This window comes from Pseudoxanthomonas taiwanensis (assembly GCF_010093135.1).
In the GTDB taxonomy this organism is placed as follows: Bacteria; Pseudomonadota; Gammaproteobacteria; order Xanthomonadales; family Xanthomonadaceae; genus Pseudoxanthomonas; species Pseudoxanthomonas taiwanensis.
Genome location: NZ_PDWK01000027.1, coordinates 1 through 14753, shown reverse-complemented (window position 1 = coordinate 14753; position 14753 = coordinate 1). Strand labels below are relative to the sequence as shown.

The 14753-nt window shown below is 71.5% G+C and carries 16 protein-coding genes; 7 read left to right on the top strand and 9 right to left on the bottom strand.

Annotated features, from left to right (window positions below; genetic code table 11):
• Nucleotide 1: 1 nt before the first annotated feature.
• From greA to CR938_RS07075, 9 genes are all read right to left on the bottom strand, one after another.
• Nucleotides 2-478, bottom strand: coding sequence for a transcription elongation factor GreA (greA, locus tag CR938_RS07115; protein ID WP_162124341.1), 477 nt, complete (start codon nucleotides 476-478; stop codon nucleotides 2-4).
• Complete coding sequence (carB, locus tag CR938_RS07110) at nucleotides 475-3717, bottom strand: carbamoyl-phosphate synthase large subunit (RefSeq protein WP_162124340.1); 3243 nt, start codon at nucleotides 3715-3717, stop codon at nucleotides 475-477. Before carB ends, greA begins: the two co-directional genes overlap by 4 nt.
• A gap of 90 nt (nucleotides 3718-3807) precedes the next feature.
• On the bottom strand, nucleotides 3808-4938 hold the full coding sequence (carA, locus tag CR938_RS07105; RefSeq protein ID WP_162124339.1) for a glutamine-hydrolyzing carbamoyl-phosphate synthase small subunit: 1131 nt from the start codon (nucleotides 4936-4938) through the stop codon (nucleotides 3808-3810).
• A 172-nt stretch (nucleotides 4939-5110) separates the two neighbouring features.
• A complete protein-coding gene (locus tag CR938_RS07100; RefSeq protein WP_162124338.1) occupies nucleotides 5111-5836 on the bottom strand; it encodes a 4-hydroxy-tetrahydrodipicolinate reductase in 726 nt (241 codons plus the stop codon).
• Between the two features lie 53 nt (nucleotides 5837-5889).
• Nucleotides 5890-6501, bottom strand: coding sequence for a DUF2058 domain-containing protein (locus CR938_RS07095; RefSeq protein ID WP_162124337.1), 612 nt, complete (start codon nucleotides 6499-6501; stop codon nucleotides 5890-5892).
• 78 nt (nucleotides 6502-6579) lie between these two features.
• Nucleotides 6580-6798, bottom strand: coding sequence for a SlyX family protein (locus CR938_RS07090; RefSeq protein WP_425502423.1), 219 nt, complete (start codon nucleotides 6796-6798; stop codon nucleotides 6580-6582).
• 22 nt (nucleotides 6799-6820) lie between these two features.
• Complete coding sequence (locus CR938_RS07085) at nucleotides 6821-8176, bottom strand: UDP-glucose dehydrogenase family protein (RefSeq protein WP_162124335.1); 1356 nt, start codon at nucleotides 8174-8176, stop codon at nucleotides 6821-6823.
• A 21-nt stretch (nucleotides 8177-8197) separates the two neighbouring features.
• Entirely contained in the window at nucleotides 8198-9130 is a 933-nt protein-coding gene (locus CR938_RS07080) for an FKBP-type peptidyl-prolyl cis-trans isomerase (RefSeq protein WP_162124334.1), read from the bottom strand.
• A gap of 79 nt (nucleotides 9131-9209) precedes the next feature.
• Nucleotides 9210-9773: a glutathione peroxidase gene (locus CR938_RS07075; RefSeq protein WP_162124333.1), complete on the bottom strand. Its 564-nt coding sequence runs from the start codon at nucleotides 9771-9773 to the stop codon at nucleotides 9210-9212.
• A gap of 120 nt (nucleotides 9774-9893) precedes the next feature.
• Here CR938_RS07075 and CR938_RS07070 point away from each other — a divergent pair, with 120 nt between their 5' ends.
• The 7 genes from CR938_RS07070 to CR938_RS07040 are packed head-to-tail and all read left to right on the top strand — an operon-like array spanning nucleotide 9894 to nucleotide 14633.
• Nucleotides 9894-10148: a hypothetical protein gene (locus tag CR938_RS07070; RefSeq protein WP_162124332.1), complete on the top strand. Its 255-nt coding sequence runs from the start codon at nucleotides 9894-9896 to the stop codon at nucleotides 10146-10148.
• A gap of 4 nt (nucleotides 10149-10152) precedes the next feature.
• Entirely contained in the window at nucleotides 10153-10518 is a 366-nt protein-coding gene (locus CR938_RS07065) for a GntR family transcriptional regulator (protein WP_162124331.1), read from the top strand.
• Nucleotides 10515-11390, top strand: a complete 876-nt coding sequence (locus tag CR938_RS07060; RefSeq protein ID WP_162124330.1) for an ABC transporter ATP-binding protein — start codon at nucleotides 10515-10517, stop codon at nucleotides 11388-11390. The genes CR938_RS07065 and CR938_RS07060 overlap by 4 nt, the downstream gene beginning before the upstream one ends.
• On the top strand, nucleotides 11387-12373 hold the full coding sequence (locus tag CR938_RS07055; RefSeq protein WP_162124329.1) for an ABC transporter permease: 987 nt from the start codon (nucleotides 11387-11389) through the stop codon (nucleotides 12371-12373). Before CR938_RS07060 ends, CR938_RS07055 begins: the two co-directional genes overlap by 4 nt.
• Before the next feature lie 15 nt (nucleotides 12374-12388).
• Nucleotides 12389-13222 (top strand): DUF4097 family beta strand repeat-containing protein, encoded by an 834-nt coding sequence (locus tag CR938_RS07050; protein WP_162124328.1) that lies wholly within the window; start codon nucleotides 12389-12391, stop codon nucleotides 13220-13222.
• 15 nt (nucleotides 13223-13237) lie between these two features.
• Nucleotides 13238-13894, top strand: coding sequence for a YggN family protein (locus CR938_RS07045; protein WP_162124327.1), 657 nt, complete (start codon nucleotides 13238-13240; stop codon nucleotides 13892-13894).
• A gap of 16 nt (nucleotides 13895-13910) precedes the next feature.
• Nucleotides 13911-14633, top strand: coding sequence for a hypothetical protein (locus tag CR938_RS07040; RefSeq protein WP_162124326.1), 723 nt, complete (start codon nucleotides 13911-13913; stop codon nucleotides 14631-14633).
• The last annotated feature ends 120 nt before the right edge of the window (nucleotides 14634-14753 follow it).

Genomic DNA, 14753 nt, shown 5'->3' with positions numbered 1-14753 from the left:
CTCAGCCGATGTAGGCCACGCCCGCGATCTCGTACTCGCGCTTGCCGCCGGGCGCCTCGATCACCACGGTGTCACCCTCCTCCTTGCCGATCAGCGCGCGGGCCACCGGCGAGGAAATGGCGATCAGGCCCTGTTTGATGTCGGCCTCCAGGTCGCCGACGATCTGGTAGCGCACCTCCTCGTCGGTCTCCACGTCGGCCAGGGTCACGGTGGCGCCGAACACCACCCGGCTGCCGGCGTTGAGCTTGCTCACGTCGATGATGTCGGCGTGCGAAAGCTCGCTCTCCAGCTGCTTGATGCGGCCCTCGATGAAGCCCTGCTGCTCGCGCGCGGCGTGGTACTCGGCGTTCTCGCGCAGGTCGCCGTGGGCGCGGGCCTCGGCGATGGCGGCGATGATCTCCGGCCGCTTGACGGACTTGAGGTATTCCAGCTCCTCACGCAGGCGCTGGGCGCCTTTCAGCGTCATGGGGGCTCTCACGATTGCAACTCCTTGTGCAGTTCCTGCAGCGACCACACCGGGCCGGTGCCGCGGAACTCCAGCGAATGGACCAGCGCGCGGGCGCCGGCCACGGTGGTGGAATACGTCACCCGGTGCTGCAAGGCCTCACGCCGGATCGAGAACGAGTCGGCGATGGCCTGCCGCCCCTCGGTGGTGTTGACGATGTAGGCGATCTCGCCGTTCTTGATCGCGTCCACGATGTGCGGGCGGCCCTCGGTCACCTTGTTGACCACCTCGCACTCCAGGCCGTTCTCCTGCAGCCAGGCCGCGGTGCCGCGGGTGGCCACCAGGGTGAAGCCGCGGCCGACCAGGGCCCGGGCCACCGGCAGCACGCGCTGCTTGTCCGGGTCGCGCACCGAGACGAAGGCCTTGCCCGGCTTCGGCTCGCGGATGCCGCCGGCCTCCTGGGCCCGGGCGAAGGCGGCGCCGAAGCTGCGGCCCACGCCCATCACCTCGCCGGTGGAGCGCATCTCCGGGCCCAGGATCGGGTCCACGCCCTGGAACTTGGCGAACGGGAAGATCGCCTCCTTGACCGAGTAGTAGGTCGGCACCACCTCGCGGGTGGCACCCTGCTCGGCCAGGGTGCGGCCGGCCATGCAGCGCGCGGCGATCTTGGCCAGCGGCACGCCGGTGGCCTTGGACACGAACGGCACGGTGCGCGAGGCGCGCGGGTTGACCTCCAGCAGGTACACCGTGTCGGTGCCGTCGCCATTGGCCTGGATGGCGAACTGGGTGTTCATCAGACCGACCACCTTCAGCGCCCTGGCCAGCTCGCGCACCTGCCGGCGCAGCTCGTCCTGGGTGGCCTGCGAGAGCGAGTACGGCGGCAGCGAGCAGGACGAGTCGCCCGAGTGCACGCCGGCCTCCTCGATGTGCTCCATCACACCGCCGATCAGGGTGTTGCCGTCGGCGTCGGCGATCAGGTCCACGTCCACCTCGACGGCGTTGTCGAGGAAGCGGTCCAGCAGCACCGGCGAGTCGTTGGACACCTTCACCGCGTCGCGCACGTAGCGGGCCAGGTCGGCCTCGCCGTACACGATCTCCATGGCGCGGCCGCCCAGCACGTAGGACGGGCGCACCACCAGAGGGTAGCCGATCTCGCGCGCCAGGGTCAGCGCCTCCTCGGCGGTGCGCGCGGTGCGGTTCGGCGGCTGCTTCAGGCCCAGCCGGTCCACCAGCTGCTGGAAGCGCTCGCGGTCCTCGGCCAGGTCGATCGAATCCGGGGTGGTGCCGATCACCGGCACGCCGTTGGCCTCCAGCGCGCGGGCGAGCTTGAGCGGGGTCTGGCCGCCGAACTGCACGATCACGCCCTTGGGCTGCTCGACCTCGACGATCTCCAGCACGTCCTCGAGCGTGAGCGGCTCGAAGTACAGGCGGTCGGAGGTGTCGTAGTCGGTGGAGACCGTCTCCGGGTTGCAGTTGACCATGATGGTCTCGTACCCGTCCTCGCGCAGGGCGAGGGCGGCGTGGACGCAGCAGTAGTCGAACTCGATGCCCTGGCCGATGCGGTTGGGGCCGCCGCCCAGGATCATGATCTTGTCACGGTTGGACGGGTTGGCTTCGCACTCGTCCTCGTAGGTCGAGTACAGGTAGGCGGTGGTGGTGGCGAACTCGGCCGCGCAGGAGTCGACGCGCTTGTACACCGGGCGCACGTTGAGCGCCCGGCGCAGGGCGCGCACCGCCGCCTCGTTGGTGCCGGTCAGCTGCGCCAGGCGCGCGTCGGAGAAGCCGTCGCGCTTGAGCTTGCGCAGGCGCCGGGCGTCCAGCGCCTCCAGGCCCTCGGCGGCCACCCGCTTCTCCTCCAGGACGATCTCCTCGATCTGGTCCAGGAACCACGGATCGATCGCCGACAGCGCGTGCACCTCCTCCACGCTCATGCCGGCGCGGAAGGCGTCGGCCACGTAGAACAGACGGTCCGGGCCGGGCGCCTTGAGCTCGTGGCGCAGGCGGGCCAGGTCCTCGGCGCAGCCCAGGTCCAGGCCGGTCGGATCGAAGCCGACCTTGCCGGTCTCCAGGCCGCGCAGGGCCTTCTGCACCGACTCGCGGAAGGTGCGGCCGATGGCCATGACCTCGCCCACCGACTTCATCTGCGTGGTCAGGCGCGCGTCGGCCTGCGGGAACTTCTCGAAGGCGAAGCGCGGGACCTTGGTCACCACGTAGTCGATGGCCGGTTCGAACGAGGCCGGGGTCCTGCCGCCGGTGATCTCGTTCTTCAGCTCGTCCAGGGTGTAGCCCACCGCCAGCTTGGCCGCGACCTTGGCGATCGGGAAGCCGGTGGCCTTGGAGGCCAGCGCCGAGGAGCGCGACACGCGCGGGTTCATCTCGATCACCACCACGCGGCCGGTGCGCGGGTTGATGCCGAACTGCACGTTCGAACCGCCGGTGTCCACGCCGATCTTGCGCAGCACCGCGATCGAGACGTCGCGCAGGCGCTGGTATTCCTTGTCGGTCAGGGTCTGGGCCGGGGCCACCGTGATCGAGTCGCCGGTGTGCACGCCCATCGGGTCCAGGTTCTCGATGGAGCAGACGATGATGCAGTTGTCCGCCTTGTCGCGGACCACCTCCATCTCGAACTCCTTCCAGCCCAGCACCGACTCCTCGATGAGGACCTCGTGCACCGGCGACAGCTCCAGGCCGCGCTTGACGATCTCCTCGAACTCCTCGCGGTTGTAGGCGATGCCGCCGCCGCTGCCGCCCAGGGTGAAGGACGGGCGGATGATGGTCGGGAAGCCGACCCTGGCCTGGATCTCCAGGGCCTGCTCGAAGCTGCGGGCGACCTCGGCCTTGGGGCACTCCAGGCCGATCTCCTGCATGGCCACGCGGAACAGCTCGCGGTCCTCGGCCATGCGGATGGCCTCGCGCGAGGCGCCGATCAGCTCGACGCCGTACTTATCCAGTACACCATTGTCGGCCAGGTCCAGGGCGCAGTTGAGTGCGGTCTGGCCGCCCATGGTCGGCAGCAGCGCGTCCGGGCGCTCCTTGGCGATGATCTTCTCGACCGTCTGCCAGTTGATCGGCTCGATGTAGACCGCATCCGCCATCTCGGGGTCGGTCATGATGGTGGCCGGGTTGCTGTTGACCAGCACCACCCGGTAGCCCTCCTCGCGCAGCGCCTTGCACGCCTGCGCGCCCGAGTAGTCGAACTCGCAGGCCTGGCCGATGACGATCGGGCCGGCGCCGATGATGAGGATGGTCTGGATGTCGGTGCGCTTGGGCATCTGGTTCCCTGCTTGGTTCCTGGCGCCGTGGGCGCCGCGGTCCGGGCCTGGGCGGCGCCGGACCGGTGTGTCTGGACTCCGGCGGCCGCCTCAGGCGGCCATGGAGGCGACGAAGCGGTCGAACAGCGGCGCCACGTCGTGCGGGCCCGGGGATGCCTCCGGATGTCCCTGGAACGAGAACGCCGGCGCGTCGGTCAGCTCGATGCCCTGGTTGGTGCCGTCGAACAGCGAGCGGTGGGTGACGCGCACGTTGGCCGGCAGGGTGGACTCGTCCACCGCGAAGCCGTGGTTCTGCGAGGTGATCATCACCCGGCCGCTGGCCAGGTCGATCACCGGGTGGTTGGCGCCGTGGTGGCCGTGGCCCATCTTGACGGTGCGCGCGCCGGCGGCCAGCGCCAGCAGCTGGTGGCCCAGGCAGATGCCGAACAGCGGCACCTTGCGGGCGATGAACTCGCGGATGGCGGCGATGGCGTAGTCGCACGGCTCCGGGTCGCCCGGGCCGTTGGACAGGAACACGCCGTCCGGCCGCATGGCCAGCACTTCGGCCGCCGGGGTCTGCGCCGGCACCACCGTCACCTCGCAGCCACGCTCGGCCAGCATGCGCAGGATGTTGGTCTTCACGCCGAAGTCGTAGGCCACCACCCGGAACTTCCTCTCCGCCTGGACGAAGGCGTTGCGGTCCAGGTCCAGCTGGCCCTCGGTCCAGGTGTAGCGCCCGCTGGTGCTGACCACCTTGGCTAGGTCCATGCCCTTCAGCCCCGGGAACTTGCGCGCGGCCTCCAGCGCCTTGTCCACGTCCGGCATTTCGCCGGGAGCGGCGGCCAGCAGCGCGCCGTTCTGGGCGCCGCGCTCGCGCAGGAGGCGGGTCAGCTTGCGGGTGTCGATGCCGGCGATGGCCACCACGCCGCGCTGGGCCAGCCAGTCCTGCAGGCGGGCCTGGCTGCGCCAGTTGCTCGGCCGGCGCGGCACGTCGCGCACGATCAGGCCGGCGGCCCACACCCGGTTGGCCTCGTCGTCCTGGTCGTTGCAGCCGGTGTTGCCGATGTGCGGATAGGTCAGCGTGACCAGCTGGCGGGCATACGAGGGGTCGGTGAGGATCTCCTGGTAGCCGGTCATGGCGGTGTTGAACACCACTTCGCCGACCGACAGGCCGCTGGCGCCTACGGATTCGCCCTCGAACACGGTGCCGTCTTCGAGGACGAGGATTGCGGGTTGGGTCACGTCGTTCGCCTTGAGATGGGGGAGCCCTGCTTGCCGCCGCCGGCCGGAGCCGGGCTGCAAAAAACCGCGGACTCGGCGTCTCTCCGGTCCGGGTTTGAGTCAACAGGCGAGTCGGAATTGTACTGGCGGCGGCGTGAAAAGGGAACGCCGCGGCGGCACGCGGGTGATGGTTTCAGCCTTCACCGAACAGCAGGCCGCGCATCGTGTACAGCCCGGGCGGGCGGCCGGCCAGGCGCGCGGCCGCGTCCAGCGCGCCACGGGCGAAGATGTCGCGGTCGGTGGCGCGGTGCACCAGCTCCAGGCGCTCGCCCTGCCCGGCCAGCTGCACCAGGTGCTCGCCGACGATGTCGCCGGCACGCAGGCTGGCGTAGCGCGGCCGGGCGCCGCCGGCCTCCGCCGCCGCGCCCAGGCTCAGCGCCGTGCCCGAGGGCGCGTCCTTCTTGTGCACGTGGTGGGCCTCGACGATGTCGCAGTCCCAGCCCGGCAGCGCGCGCGCGGCCCGCTCCACCAGCTCGGCCAGCACCGCCACGCCGACGCTGAAGTTGGAGGCCCAGAGCACTGGGATCTCCGTGGCGGCGGCGGCGATGGCCCCGTGCTGGGCCGGCGCCAGGCCGGTGGTGCCGGACACCAGCAGCGCGCGGCGGGCGCGGCACAGGGCCAGCAGCGGCTCCAGCCCGTCCGGCTGACTGAAATCCACGGCCGCGTCGAACGCGGGCACGCCGCCCAGCTCGGCGGCGGCGAAGAACGGCACGCCGTCCACCACCCGCTGCGCGGGGGCGCGGCCGGTCACCGCGGCCACCACCCGCCAGCGCGCCGGCTCGGCCGCGGCCAGGCGCAGCAGGGCCTGGCCCATGCGGCCAGAGGCACCGTGGATGAGGAGTCGGATCGGCGTGTCCATGGTCCGGGCAGGCTAGCCGCGCCGGCGGCGCGGGGGCAAGCGGCCGCGCGCCCTCACCAGACCAGGTCGTCGGGCACCTGGTAGCGCGGGTCGGCGCAGGGGTCGTCCTCGGCCGGCGCGTCCGGGTCCACCTTCAGGGCGATGGCCGCCGGGAAGATGGCCTCGGCCTGGGCCAGCACCCCGGCGTCCACCAGCAGGTAGCGGCCGTTGAGCTGGACCACGCCCAGCTGGCCGGCGTTGAGCGCCTTCAGCTGCTCGGGGGTGACGTAGACGCGCTTGATCTTGCCGCCGTACTCGAAGTGGCGGGCGATCTCGGCCTCCGGGTGGTTGAGCGCCTTGCCCTCCAGCAGCGCCTCGAGCCTGGCCCGGGCCTCGCGGCGCTGGCGCGCCTCCTCCTGCTTGCGGCGCTCGGCCTCCAGGCGCTCGCGCTTCTCCGCCTCGGCGCGCAGCGCCCAGGCCTTGCCCAGGTCGATCTCGGCCTCCTCGGCGGGCGTGCGCTGGCCCTGCGGGCCGGCGCCCTGGGCGCCCTGCCCCTTGCGCGCGCCCTTGCCCGCGTCCGGACCGCCCTTGCGGCCCTGCCCCCTGGGCCCACCGGGCCTGCGTTCGGGCCGGGGCGCGGGCTTGAAACCGAGACTGAGCAACTGGTCGCGAAGGCTTTCGGTCATCGTGTCGTGCGGGTTGGCGCCGGCAACGGCGCGTGGAACGGAAAGCGGCGCGGCCCGGCGGCGGGCCGCGTGGAATCCTCAGTAATGCGGGGGCGGCGGCTCGCTGGCCGGGTCGGCGTACAGCGCGCCGCGCAGGCCGCGCAGGTCGGCCAGCACCGCGTGCAGCAGTTCGTCCGTGCGGGCGCGCTCCAGGCGCATCTCGGCCAGGGCCTGGCTCAGCTCGGCCAGGGCCTGTTCCTGGAAGGCCAGGCGCGTTTCCAGCTCCACCAGACGCTGTTCCAGGGCGTCCTCGTCCATGCCTGCCACCATAGCCGTCACCTCACGAAGGGATGCGTACCGAGCGGCCGCGGCCGATGCCGTAGTAGGCCAGGCCGGCGGCCTCGACCTCCTGCGGGTCGTACAGGTTGCGCCCGTCGAACACCACCGCGTCGCCGAGGGCTGCCTGCAGCCGGGCGAAGTCCGGACTGCGGAACTCCTTCCACTCGGTGACGATCACCAGCGCGTCGGCGCCCTCCAGCGCCGCCTGGGCCGACGGGCACAGCTCCAGGTCCGGGCGCTGGCCGAAGATGCGCATGGCCTCGTCCATCGCTTCCGGGTCGTAGGCGCGCACGCGCGCGCCGGCCTCCCACAGCTGCGCCAGCAGGCGGCGGCTGGAGGCCTCGCGCATATCGTCGGTGTCGGGCTTGAAGGCCAGGCCCCACACCGCGAACACCTTGCCACGCACGCCCTCGTCCTCGCCACGGTCGTAGTGGCGCTGGATCAGCTCGAACAGGTGGCCCTTCTGGCGGTCGTTGACCGCCTCCACCGCCTCCAGCAGCTGCGGCACGTAGCCGTGCTGCCGGGCGGTGCGGGCCAGCGCCTGCACGTCCTTGGGGAAGCACGAGCCGCCGTAGCCGGCGCCGGCGTAGATGAAATGCCAGCCGATGCGCGGATCCGAGCCGATGCCCTTGCGCACCATCTCCACGTCCGCGCCCACGCGCTCGGCGATGTTGGCGATCTCGTTCATGAAGCTGATCTTGGTCGCCAGCATGGCGTTGGCCGCGTACTTGGTCAGCTCGGCCGAGCGCACGTCCATGAACACGAAGCGGTCGTGGTTGCGGCTGAACGGCGCGTACAGGCGGCGCAGGCGCGCCGCCGCCTCCGGGTTGTCGGCGCCGATGACGATGCGGTCCGGGCGCATGCAGTCGTTGACCGCGTCGCCCTCCTTCAGGAACTCCGGGTTGGAGACCACGTCGAACGGCATCTCCACACCGCGCGCGGCCAGCTCCGCGGCGATCACCTCGCGCACCCGGTCGGCGGTGCCGACCGGGACGGTGGACTTGTCCACCACCACCACCGGCCGCTCGATGTGGCGACCGATGGTGCGCGCCACCGCCAGCACGTACTGCAGGTCGGCGCTGCCGTCCTCGTCCGGCGGCGTGCCCACGGCGATGAAAAGCACCTCGCCGTGGGCGACCGCCCGGGCCGCGTCGGTGGTGAAACGCAGCCGGCCGGCGGCGTGGTTGGCCTGCACCATCGGCTCCAGCCCGGGTTCGTAGATCGGAACGACGCCCTGCTCCAGGCCGCGGATCTTGGCCTCGTCCACGTCCACGCACACCACCTCGTGGCCGACCTCGGCCAGGCAGGTGCCGGTGACCAGGCCGACGTAGCCGGTGCCGAAGATCGCGACGCGCATCGTGCCTCCAGGGCCGCCGTCTTACGGGGCGATGCCCAGCAGCTCGACGTCGAAGGTCAGGGTGGCGTTCGGGCCGATCTTGCCGCCCGGCGCGCCGTTGGCACCGTAGGCCAGGTCCGACGGGATCCAGAAGCGGTACTTGGCGCCGACCGGCATCAGGGCCACGCCCTCGGTCCAGCCCGCGATCACCGCGGTCAGCGGAAACTCGGCCGGCTGGCCGCGCTGGTAGGAGCTGTCGAACACGGTGCCGTCCAGCAGCCTGCCCTCGTAGTTGACGCGCACGGTGTCGGTGGGCGCCGGACGCGGGCCGCTGCCCTCGCGCAGCACCATGTACTGCAGGCCGGAGGCGGTGGTGATCACGCCCTTCTGCTTGCGGTTCTCGGCCAGGAAGGCCTCGCCCTCGGCGCGGTTGCGCTCGGCCTCGGCCTGGCGCTTGCGGGTCATGAAGTCCTGCAGGGTGGCGGCCGCCTCCTGCTCGGTCAGCAGCGGCGTGCCCTGGGCGAACGCGGTGCGCACGGCCTGGAACATCACGTCCAGGTCGATCTCGTCCTTCAGCGGCACCAGCGACGGGCCGACCGCGCGGTCGCCCAGCATCAGGCCCACCTTCTCCTTGGCCGGCACCGGCGGCTCGGCGCCCGGCGGCATGCCCGGCACGCGCTGGCCGGAACGCACGGCCAGCGCGGTGCGCAGGGCCGCGTCGGTGGCCATGGCCTCCTCCTCGGACTGCAGCGGCTGGCCGCCGGCGAAGGCGTTGGCCACCGCGCGCTGCATGGCCGCCACGTCGACGTCCTGGGCGATCGGCTGGAACGCACGGGCCACGTCCAGGCCGATCGCGTAGCTGACCTTGTCCTTTTCGGTGGCCAGCACCGCCTTGTCCTGCGCCAGGGCGGTGCCCGCCGTCAGACTCGCTCCGATCACCAGCGACGCCAGGGCGCCGCGCATGCGGTTGTTCATTCTCAGGTTCCGTTGGTTGGTTCGAAACACCGGCCAGGTGCCGGCACCACGGCATTGTCGCATGGGCCGGCGGCTGCGGTCAGCGCGCCGGCACCGGCGCCTGCAGCTCGCGCTCGATGGCGGCCACCAGCTCCGGATCGTCGGGCGTGACCTTGCTCGGCCACTGTCCGACCACCCGGCCGTCGCGCGAGACCAGATACTTGTGGAAGTTCCAGCCCGGCGCGGTCCCCGTGGCCTCGGCCAGGCGCCGGTACAGTGGCGTGGCCTCTTCGCCGGTGACGCGCACCTTCTCGTACATGGGGAACTTCACCCCGTAGGTGAGCGTGCAGAACTGCTGGATCTCCTCCTCGCTGCCCGGTTCCTGCCCACGGAAGTCGTTGGACGGGAAGCCGAGCACCGCGAAGCCGCGCGCGGCGTAGCGCTGGTGCAGCGCCTCCAGCCCCTCGTACTGGGGCGTGTAGCCGCACTTGCTGGCGGTGTTGACCACCAGCAGCACCTGGCCGTGGTGGCGTTCGGCCAGGTTCACCTTCTCCCGGCCGGCCAGCGGGCGGTACTCCAGGTCCAGCAGGGCCGGGCCGGCGGCCGCCGCCGCACCCGCGGCGCCGGCAAGGAAAACCGAAAGAATCAGGGACTTGGGGTTCATTTCCGGATCTCCGGACGGGGCGTCCTGAACGGATCGCCGTTGGCGTGGGACAGGGGGTTGACGCTCCGTGTTTCGGTGTTATAGTTGAATACAACACCAGTCGCCCAGAGCAGGAAGCCCATGAAGCGCATTCCCTCCGCAAGCCGAGCCTGGCTCGTCGCGACGGGCGCGGCCGTGGCGCTGGCCGCCCTGGCCGGCTGCCTGCCGGCCGCCGGGCGGCCACACCCCGGCGATTATGGACCCGACGCGGCCGCGGCGACGCAAGCCCGGCCGGCGGCGGAGGCGCAGGAAGCGCGGCGGCCGGCACGGCGGGTGTGGGCCTCGACCGCCATGCCCTACTTTTCCTTCGCGCAGTCACTGCGCCCACAGGGTTGACCCAATGAGCGACATCCAATGGAGCGACGGCGCTCCAATCTACCGCCAGCTGAAGGAGCGCGTGATCGCGATGATGCTGGACGGCCTGCTCAAGCCGGGTGAGGCCTTGCCCTCGGTCCGGCAGGTGGCGGCCGAGTACCAGCTCAACCCGATCACCGTCTCCCGCGCCTACCAGGAACTGGCCGACGAGGGCCTGGTGGAGAAGCGGCGCGGCCTGGGCATGTTCGTCACCGAGGAGGCCGCCAGGAAGCTGCGCAGCACCGAGCGCGAGCGCTTCCTGAAGGAGGAATGGCCCGCGGTGGTGGAGCGCATCCAGCGCCTGGGCCTTTCCGTCGAAGAACTGCTGGCATCCCTGGGGAACGACCGATGAATGCGATCACGACCGACACCGTGGTGTCCGCCCGTGGCCTGCGCAAGGCCTACAAGCACAAGCTCGCGGTGGCCGGTGCCGACTTCGACATCGGCGCCGGGCGCATCGTCGGCCTGATCGGCCCCAACGGCGCGGGCAAGACCACCGCACTGAAGGCCATCCTTGGCCTGACCCCGTTCGAGGGCCAGCTGCGCGTGCTGGGCATGGATCCGCGCACCCAGCGCGACGAACTGATGAGACAGGTGTGCTTCATCGCCGACGTGGCGGTGCTGCCGCGCTGGATGCGGGTGCGCGAGGCGATCGACTTCGTCGCCGGCGTGCATCCCCGCTTCGACCGTGCCAAGTGCGAGCGCTTCCTGGCCAACACCCAGCTGCACCCGAAGCTGCGGGTGCGCGAGATGTCCAAGGGCATGATCGTGCAGCTGCACCTGGCCCTGGTGATGGCCATCGATGCCCGCCTGCTGGTGCTGGACGAGCCGACCCTGGGCCTGGACATCCTGTACCGCAAGCAGTTCTACCAGCGCCTGCTGGAGGACTACTTCGACGAGCAGAAGACCATCCTGGTCACCACCCACCAGGTCGAGGAGATCGAACACATCCTCACCGACGTGCTGTTCATCCGCGACGGCCGGATCGTGCTCTCGGCCGACATGGACCACCTGGCCGAGCGCTTCAGCGAGGTGCTGGTCGGCGCCGACCGCCTCGAGGAGGCCCGTGCCCTGGGTCCGATCGACGAGCGTGCCCTGCCCTTCGGCAAGAGCGTGCTGCTGTACGACGGGCTGGCGCCGGAACGCGCCGCCGCCCTCGGCGAGGTCCGCCCCCCCGGCCTGGCCGACCTGTTCGTCGCCATCATGAAAGGAACCTACGCATGAATGCCATCGCCACCCCCGTGACCGGCAACCGCTGGTTCCGGACCTTCCACTGGCTGCTCCGGCGCGAATACTGGGAGAACCGCGGCGGCTTCCTCTGGGCCCCGGCCATCACCGGCGGCATCTGCGTGCTGGTCGCGCTGCTGCTGGCGGTGCTGGGCGTGGTCCAGACTCGCGGCGCCGACCCGGCGCTGCGCCAGGTGGACGACACCGCCTCCTACATGAACAGCGTTGGCGCGGCCGGTGACGCCCTGCTGCTGGCCGGCTGCACGGTGACCGCCATGGTGCTGGCCTTCGTGGTGTTCTTCTACGCCCTGGGCAGCCTGTACGACGACCGCCGCGACCGCAGCGCGCTGTTCTGGAAGTCCATGCCGGTGTCCGACGCGCAGACCGTGCTCTCCAAGGCCGCCTGGGCCCTGCTGCTGGCGCCGCTGCTGGCGCTGGCGATCGGCCTGCTGGTCGGCCTGGTGCTGTGGCTGGTGGCGATGGTCGCCATGGCCGCCGGCGGCATGCCGCACCCGCTGGCCATCATCACCCACGCCCATCCCTTCGCCGTGACCGGCCGCCTGCTGGCGTCCCTGCCGCTGCAGCTGCTGTGGTCGCTGCCGACGGTGGGCTGGCTGATGTTCTGCTCGGCCTTCGTGCGCAGCAAGCCGTTCCTGTGGGCGGTGCTGGTGCCGATCCTGGCCTGCACCATCGTCAGCGTGCTGGGCCTGGTCACCGGCCTGGGCGTGCCCCATGGGCTGCTGTGGTACGTGGCGGTGTTCCGCGGCCTGATGAGCGTGATCCCGGGCAGCTGGGCGCTGCAGGGCCTGGGCATCCGTCTGGACGAGGCCAGGGATCCGGGCGAGATGGTGCTGGCCGTGCTCGACCAGGCCAACGGCCTGGAGGTGTACGGCGGCATCGACATCTGGATCGGCGCCGCCGTGGGCGCGGCCCTCCTGGCCGCAGCCGTGCAGCTGCGCCGCTGGCGCGACGAAGCCTGATCCCGGAGGAAGCCCATGCGTACCCTGCTGATCCTGCCCTTGCTGCTGCTGGCCCCGCTGTCCGTGGCCGCCGCCGATCCCTGCGCCGGCGCCAACGTCCAGCGCATCGAGCTGACCCTGGACCTGGACGGCGTGGAGCGGATCCGGTTCGAGACCAACCAGTTCGACGTGCGCCTGCGCGCCACCGCCGCCGCGCAGCACGTGCTGCGCGGCCGCGCCTGCGCCCGCGACGCCAAGTGGCTGCCGGGCGTGAGCGTCACCCAGGAGAAGCGCGACGGCACCCTGGTGGTGCGCCTGTGGCGCGAGCCGGCCTCCGGCCTGATCGGCCTGTTCGGCAGCCGCGACGCGGTGCTGGAGGTGGAAGGCACCGTGCCCGCCGACCGGCTGGTGCAGCTGGTGGTCGGCTCCGGCGACGCCTACCTGGAAGGCGCCGCCTCGGCCAGCGCCGACGTGGGCTCGGGCGATGTCGGGCTGCATCGCATCCGCGGCCCGGTCACGGTCAAGCTCGGCTCCGGCGACGTGAAGATCGACGGCGCCGGCCCGCTGCGGGTGCTGGCGATCGGCTCCGGCGACCTCAAGGCGCGCGAAATCGCCGGCGCCGTTTCGGTCGGCCCCATCGGCTCGGGCGACCTGGTCCTGGACGGCGTGCGCGGCGACGTGCAGATCGGTTCCATCGGCTCGGGCGATGCACGCCTGCGCCGGGTGGACGGCGCGGTCCGGATCGACCGCGTGGGTTCGGGCGATGTGGACGTCAACGGTGCGGCCGGCCTGTCGGTCGGCTCGGTCGGCAGCGGCGACGTCCGCCACCAGGGTGTCCGCGGCACGGTCGACGTGCCCCGGCGCAACTGACACAGGGAGACGAACATGAAATCCAAGAGCACCCCCCGGTTCCTGCCGCTGCTGCTGGCCGGCCTCCTGCCCGCGGCGTACGCGGCACCCGCCCTGGCCGGCAACGACGGCGTGCTGGCCTCCGAACTGGCCGAGGCGCGCAAGGAAGTGCAGCGCGAACTGGCCAAGGCCCGCACCGAGCTGGAAACCGGCAACCTGGAGGTGGGCCGCAGCCTGCGCTTCGGCAGCCAGGACAGGCGCGCCCGCAACGACCTGCCGCGGGCGGAGATCACCCCGGAGGGCGACTTCCTGATCGAGGGCGAGGCGGTGGCCATCAATGCCGACCAGCGCCGGCAGCTGCTCGACTACCGCAGCCAGGTGGTGCAGCTGGCCCTGGCCGGCATCGAGCTGGGCGAGGTCTCGGCCCAGGCCGCGCTGGAGGTGGTGGACCGCAACATGTTCAGCCTGCTGGTCGGCGCGATGACCGGCAGCCTGGAACGCAAGATCGAGAAGACCGTGATGGCCAGCCTGCAGCCGGGCCTGGAAAGCCTGTGCCGCAGCCTGCCGGCGCTGCTGGACACCCAGGACCGCCTGGCCGCCTCGCTGCCGGAGTTCAGGCCCTATGCCACCCTGCGGGCGGAGGACGTGGACGACTGCGAGGAAGAGGTACGTCGCCAGTTCGCCCGGCGCTGAGCCACAGGAGGATCCGATGCGCGCATTGCATGTGCTGGCCCTGGCCCTGCTGCTGCCCCTGGCCGCCTGCGGCCGCAGCGATCCCCCGGCCGACGCGGACCGCGCGCCGGCCGGGCTCAGCCGGACCTCGCAGAAGGCCTGGCAACTGGCCCGCGACAACCTGGCCCGCCGCAACATCGGCATCGGCGGCAAGTCGGGCCTGACCGTCCAGATGGGCCGGATCGAGGACCTGCCCGAGGCGGAGATCACCCCGCAGGGTGACCTGCTGATCGAAGGCAGGCCGGTGGAGCTGGACGAGACCCAGCGCGGCCAGCTGCTGGCCTACCGCGAACAGCTGGTGGACCTGGCCGCCGAGGGCGCGGCGCTGGGCGCGGAAGGCGCCCGCCTGGGCATGAAGGCGGCCACCGGCGCGGTGATGGCCATGCTCACCGGCAACCGCGAGCAGTACAAACACAGGCTCAAGGCCGAGGGCAGCCGCATCGAGGAGCAGGCCGGGCGCCTGGTGTGCGCGCGCCTGCCGGACCTGATGGCCCGGCAGCAGGCGCTGGCCGCGGCGATCCCGGAGTTCGGCCCCTACGCCACCCTCACCCGGGCCGACATCGACGACTGCGGGAAGAGGGGGCGCAAGTGGCAGATGGCCGTGAATGACGACCGGGCGGACGGAACCCCGCAGGAAGGCGGCTGGGATCCGGCCGCCGAGGCCGACGCGGCGGCCGCGCGGGTGGACGACGCGCGCTAGCAGCCTGTTGAAATTCGACCCGGCGAAGCCCCCGACTCGGTCGGCAGCGCGGATTTCTCGCTGCTCAAGCGCTCCGCAAGCGCGTCCCGCGCTCTGAAACAAGCCCGCTTTCGGACTTCC